General features: G+C 64.8%; 7 protein-coding genes and 1 pseudogene. 6 read left to right on the forward strand and 2 right to left on the reverse strand.

What is annotated here, in order from left to right; all coding sequences use genetic code 11:
* The 5 genes and pseudogenes from Q0L57_RS05965 to Q0L57_RS05985 form a co-directional block, all read left to right on the forward strand.
* Positions 1–459: pseudogene (locus Q0L57_RS05965) on the forward strand (succinate dehydrogenase/fumarate reductase flavoprotein subunit); the annotation flags it as partial.
* A 2-nt stretch (positions 460–461) separates the two neighbouring features.
* Entirely contained in the window at positions 462–896 is a 435-nt protein-coding gene (locus Q0L57_RS05970) for a DUF3052 domain-containing protein (RefSeq protein ID WP_296739426.1), read from the forward strand.
* Positions 896–1,675, forward strand: coding sequence for a succinate dehydrogenase iron-sulfur subunit (locus Q0L57_RS05975; RefSeq protein ID WP_296739429.1), 780 nt, complete (start codon positions 896–898; stop codon positions 1,673–1,675). Before Q0L57_RS05970 ends, Q0L57_RS05975 begins: the two co-directional genes overlap by 1 nt.
* Positions 1,676–1,682: 7 nt before the next feature.
* Positions 1,683–2,492, forward strand: coding sequence for a nucleotidyltransferase domain-containing protein (locus Q0L57_RS05980; RefSeq protein ID WP_296739432.1), 810 nt, complete (start codon positions 1,683–1,685; stop codon positions 2,490–2,492).
* Positions 2,489–3,121: a DUF480 domain-containing protein gene (locus Q0L57_RS05985; RefSeq protein ID WP_296739434.1), complete on the forward strand. Its 633-nt coding sequence runs from the start codon at positions 2,489–2,491 to the stop codon at positions 3,119–3,121. Before Q0L57_RS05980 ends, Q0L57_RS05985 begins: the two co-directional genes overlap by 4 nt.
* Before the next feature lie 16 nt (positions 3,122–3,137).
* Here Q0L57_RS05985 and Q0L57_RS05990 read toward each other — a convergent pair whose 3' ends face one another.
* Positions 3,138–3,290, reverse strand: a complete 153-nt coding sequence (locus tag Q0L57_RS05990; RefSeq protein WP_296739436.1) for a hypothetical protein — start codon at positions 3,288–3,290, stop codon at positions 3,138–3,140.
* Between the two features lie 238 nt (positions 3,291–3,528).
* Between Q0L57_RS05990 and Q0L57_RS05995 the strand changes: the two genes are divergently transcribed.
* The gene (locus Q0L57_RS05995) at positions 3,529–4,494 is read left to right on the forward strand and encodes an AraC family transcriptional regulator (RefSeq protein WP_296739439.1); all 966 of its coding nucleotides are present in this window, start codon (positions 3,529–3,531) and stop codon (positions 4,492–4,494) included.
* A 32-nt stretch (positions 4,495–4,526) separates the two neighbouring features.
* Here Q0L57_RS05995 and Q0L57_RS06000 read toward each other — a convergent pair whose 3' ends face one another.
* Positions 4,527–4,952, reverse strand: coding sequence for an OsmC family protein (locus Q0L57_RS06000; protein ID WP_296739442.1), 426 nt, complete (start codon positions 4,950–4,952; stop codon positions 4,527–4,529).
* Positions 4,953–4,964 lie beyond the last annotated feature (12 nt).

The raw sequence follows: 4,964 nt of genomic DNA on the forward strand, positions 1-4,964 counted from the left end.
CGCCACGCCAACGGCTCGATCCCGACGGCGGTGCTGCGCGAGAAGATGCAGCGGGCCATGCAGGAAGACGCGGCGGTGTTCCGCACGCAGGAATCGCTCGAGAACGGCTGCAAGCGCATCTCGGAACTCTGGGGCGAGCTCAAGGATATCAAGGTCACCGATCGTTCGATGATCTGGAATTCCGACCTGGTCGAGACGCTGGAGCTGGAAAACCTGATGGCCAACGCCATCACCACCGTCTATGGCGCGGAAGCGCGCAAGGAGAGCCGCGGCGCGCACGCGCGCGAGGATTTCGACAAGCGCGACGACGCCAACTGGCGCAAGCATACGCTTGCCCATCTTAGCGAGGACGGCAAGGTGACTCTCACCTACCGGCCTGTGCACACCGAGCCGCTGCTGGCGGAAAAGGATGGCGGCATCAGCCTCGCCAAGATCGCGCCGAAGGCGCGGGTATACTGATCATGGCGCCGGCGGCCGTGGGATATTCCGGCACGCCCCTTCCGGCCAAGCTCGGCCTGAAGGACGGTATGGTCGCCGCCTTCATTGCGTTGCCGCCGGAACTCGATGAACTGGCGGAGGCCGTGACCTTTGCCGGCGTCGACCGACTCCCCAGTTGGTCGTCGATCTCGGGCAGCCAGAAGTATGACGCCGTGCATGCCTTCACCCGGCAGCGCGCCGAGGTCGAGGACGGCCTTGCCGGCATCGAGACGGCAATCAAACGCGACGGCATGGTCTGGGTGTCCTGGCCGAAGAAGGCCTCGAAAGTGCCGACGGACGTCACCGAGCACGTGATCCGCGCCGAGGCGCTGAAGCGCGACCTCGTCGACGTCAAGGTCGCCGCGGTGAACGAAATCTGGTCCGGGCTGAAGCTCGTCATCCGAAAGGACCGCAGGTAATGGTCGAACTCACGCTCCCCAAGAACTCGCAGATCAAGCAGGGCAAGACCTGGCCGAAGCCGGAAGGCGCCACCAATCTGCGCGAATACCGCATCTACCGCTGGTCGCCGGACGATGACGAAAACCCGCGCATGGACACCTATTTCGTCGACATGGACGATTGCGGGCCGATGGTCCTCGACGCGCTTCTGTGGATCAAGAACAAGGTCGATCCGACCTTGACGTTGCGCCGCTCCTGCCGCGAAGGCATCTGCGGCTCCTGCGCCATGAACATCGACGGTTCCAACACGCTCGCCTGCACCAAGGGCGCCGAGGACATTTCGGGTGCGGTGAAGGTCTATCCGCTGCCGCATATGCAGGTGATCAAGGACCTGGTGCCGGACCTCACCAACTTCTATGCCCAGCACGCTTCGATCCAGCCCTGGCTGCAGACGGTCTCGCCGACGCCCGCCAAGGAATGGCTGCAGAGCCATGAGGACCGCGAGAAGCTCGACGGGCTTTACGAGTGCATCCTGTGCGCCTGCTGCTCGACCTCGTGCCCGAGCTACTGGTGGAACGGCGATCGCTATCTCGGTCCGGCCGTGCTGCTGCAGGCCTATCGCTGGCTGATCGACAGCCGTGACGAAGCGACAGGCGAGCGGCTCGACAATCTGGAAGATCCGTTCCGGCTCTACCGCTGCCACACCATCATGAACTGCGCGCAGACCTGCCCTAAGGGACTCAATCCTGCCAAGGCGATCGCGGAGATCAAGAAGATGATGGTGGAGCGCCGCGTCTAGCCCCGCGATGTCGCTGCCTGCCGATTTCGAACCGGAAGCCGTCGCGGCGATCCGCGCACGGCTGGACATGGCCCGCGCGCAAGGCGCGAAAATCATGTTCGCCATCGAAAGCGGCAGCCGCGCCTGGGGCTTTCCGTCGCCGGACAGCGACTACGACTGCCGCTTCGTCTATATCCGTTCCGTGGCCGACCATCTGGCGCTAGAGCAGCCGCGCGACGTGATAGAGTTCCCCATAGAGGGCCAGATCGATGCCGGCGGCTGGGATCTGCGCAAGGCGCTGCTTCTGGCGCTCGCCGGCAATGCGGTGATCGTCGAATGGGCCAAGTCGCCGATCGTCTATGAGGAGGTGGCCGGCTTTCGCGATCGCCTCCTCGACCTGCTGGCCGAGATCGTCGATCCTGCCCGGGTTTCGCGCCACTATCTCGGCCTCGCGCGCTCGCATGTCGCCAAGATCGGCAGCTTTGCCGGCGAAGTAAAATTGAAGAAGCTGTTCTACCTGATCCGTCCGATCATCGCGCTGGACTGGATGGAGCAGCGCGACTTTGCCAGGCTGCCGCCGATGAATATGGTCGATTGCCTGGCCGAAACCGAAATCCCGGCGCAAGCGGCCAGCGAAATCCGCCAGCTGATCGAGAAGAAGCGCGAGACACGCGAACTGGGGACCGGAGCTATCCCCTTCGAGATCGCGCGCTATCTCGAAGCGCGATATGGTCATCACGAAATGAACCTGACGGGATCGGCCAGGGACGAGGCGCGGCACTCGCGCAATCGTGCCCTGGCGACCGCCTTTTATCGCCGGGAAGCAGAAAGCCAATGACCGATCTCCCCGTCCTTTCCCCCGTCGAAGCGCGCGTGCTCGGCTCCTTGATCGAGAAGAAGGAACTGACGCCGGACGTCTATCCGCTGACGCTCAATGGCGCGCATCAGGCGGCAAACCAGAAAACCGCGCGCGAGCCGGTGATGGCGCTGGAGCTTACAGAGATCAGGCGGGCGCTGAGCACGCTGGAGCAGAAAGGCCTGGTGCGCCAAGCGTTCGCCTCGCGCGTCGAGCGCTACGAGCATCTGATGGCGCAGCGCTTTTCGCTGACCACGCCGCAAATCGCGGTGATCGGCCTGTTGCTTCTGCGCGGCGCGCAGACCGCGCATGAGCTTCTTGCCCGCTCGGAACGGATGACGCGCTTTGCCTCGATCGAGGAGATGCGCGACAATCTCGACCTGATGATCGGCCGCCGGCCTCCGCTGATACAGCTGCTGGAACGCGCGCCCGGCCAGCGCGAGGAACGCTATGTCCACCTGCTCGGTGGACCGGTCGAGATGATTGCCGCCGCCGCACCCTGGCAGCCCGCGGCGTCGTCCGACTCCGACCTGGAAGCGCGTGTACGCATGCTCGAGGAAGAGGTTGCCGCACTGCGCGCGAAGATCGAAGCCTTGGGCGGCGCACAGTAGTTCGCAGCTGCTCGCGTTAAGGTTGGCGTTCGCCGGTGCGCGGTGGCAGCTTGAGGTCGCGATGATCGGCCGCGCCCCGGCCCAGCGCGATGGACAGAAGGTAGACGCGCGGGTTGAAGCCCGCCGATGCCAGTTGCGACAGCGTCTTGAACAGTTGCAGGTGATACATGAAACCCCCTTCGGCTGTTTATGGGCGCAGCTTGTCGAAGCGCGCCGCAAACTAGACGCAGCCGGTGAAAGGCAGCTTGGACGAAACGGCCCTTAAAGCGGTCAAAACGGCCCTGTATTGACGTTTTAGCAGCGCCAGAGCATATCAGCGCCCCTCTGAAGCAGGTTTGGCCACGGCGCGAACCTGCTCCATGGTGGTGGCGATGTTGCGAATCGTCGCCGGAGGCAGGGGGGTGCCGATGACTGCGGCGAGGGAGCCGTCGGCTTCGTTCAGGCTGCTGACCAATACGATTCCTGAGCGGGATCGTGTCGAGGTCATGCGCGAGGTCTATGGCCGCACGGTGCTGAAGGTCGATCTCGACCCGCTCGATCCGACCCGCGTCGACATGCGGGTGCGGGCCCTGCCGGGGCTCGGCATCGCAACGGGCTCATGCTCGGCATTCCGGGTGCATCATTCGAGCCGACTGATCGACAGCGACGACCTGATCCTGCTGGCGGTGAAGGACGGCGCCAGCCTGATGAGGCATCGTGGCCGGGAAGAGCCGGTCGGCAACGGCTACGCGCTGATGATGAGCGGGGAGGAGGTGGGCCTCAACCTCATTCAGTCTGGCGGTATCCGCTTCACCAATGTGAGCTTTTCGCTGAGGCAGCTTTCACCGCTGATCGGCGATCCCGCCGCCGTGTTGATGCGGCCGTTGTCGACGGACACCGGCGCCATGCGGCTGCTGATCGACTATGTGCATTCGGTCCAGGAGGCCGGCGACGGGCTCAGCCCGGAGGAACTGCATATGGCGACGACGCATATCTTCGACCTTGCCGCGCTTGCCGTCGGCGGTACGAAGGATGCGGTGGAAATCGCGCGCGGACGCGGCGCGCGGGTGGCGCGGTTGCGCGCCATCAAGGCCGACATCACCGCCCAGGGCGGCGGCCTGTCGGCCGACGAAGTCGCCCGGCGTCACCGGCTTTCGACGCGCTACGTGCGCAAGCTGTTCGAAAGCGACGGCACGTCCCTGTCGGAATTCACGCTGCGCCAGCGCCTGCTGCGCGCGCACCGCATGCTCAGCGATCCGCGCTACGCCGGACGCAGCATTACGGCGATCGCCTTCGAGGCCGGTTTCAACGACCTCTCCTACTTCAACCGGGTGTTCCGGCGCCGCTACGAGGCGACGCCGTCGGATATTCGTGCAACCGCCCTCAGGGATTGAGACCGAGGGCGGTCGCTGTCTCCTGCTGGGTCTCAGCCCAGCCGGGCGTCGAGCGAGACCTTGATGGCGCCGAGCGCCTTCGAGACCGGGCACTCGGCCTTGGCCTTCTCGGCAAGCTCCTTGAACTTGGCGGCGTCGATGCCCGGAACCTTGCCGACCAGGGTGATAGCGCTGCCGGTGATGCCGGTGCCGGGCACCAGCGTCACCACCGCCTTGGCGTCGAGCTCGGCCGCCGGCGTGCCGTTTTCGGCCAGGAAGTGCGACAGCTGCATGGCGTAGCAGCCGGCATGCGCGGCGGCGATCAGCTCTTCCGGGTTGGTGCCGGATTTGCCGCTCTCGTCCTGGAAGCGCGCCTTGAAGGAGTAGGGCGCGGCCTTCAGCGCGCCACTCTGGGTGTCGAGCGTGCCTTTGCCTTCCGTCAGATTGCCTTTCCAGACGGCGTTTGCGGTGCGGTCCATGAAGTCCTCCTG

This window comes from Mesorhizobium sp. (assembly GCF_024509055.1).
GTDB lineage: Bacteria > Pseudomonadota > Alphaproteobacteria > Rhizobiales > Rhizobiaceae > Mesorhizobium.

Bases quoted from the DNA above. Each gene is read 5' to 3' on its own strand.
- Q0L57_RS05970 (WP_296739426.1), top strand. From the start codon at position 462: ATGGCGCCGGCGGCCGTGGGATATTCCGGCACGCCCCTTCCGGCCAAG.
- Q0L57_RS05975 (WP_296739429.1), top strand. From the start codon at position 896: ATGGTCGAACTCACGCTCCCCAAGAACTCGCAGATCAAGCAGGGCAAG.
- Q0L57_RS05980 (WP_296739432.1), top strand. From the start codon at position 1,683: ATGTCGCTGCCTGCCGATTTCGAACCGGAAGCCGTCGCGGCGATCCGC.
- Q0L57_RS05985 (WP_296739434.1), top strand. From the start codon at position 2,489: ATGACCGATCTCCCCGTCCTTTCCCCCGTCGAAGCGCGCGTGCTCGGC.
- Q0L57_RS05990 (WP_296739436.1), bottom strand. From the start codon at position 3,290: ATGTATCACCTGCAACTGTTCAAGACGCTGTCGCAACTGGCATCGGCG.
- Q0L57_RS05995 (WP_296739439.1), top strand. From the start codon at position 3,529: ATGACTGCGGCGAGGGAGCCGTCGGCTTCGTTCAGGCTGCTGACCAAT.
- Q0L57_RS06000 (WP_296739442.1), bottom strand. From the start codon at position 4,952: ATGGACCGCACCGCAAACGCCGTCTGGAAAGGCAATCTGACGGAAGGC.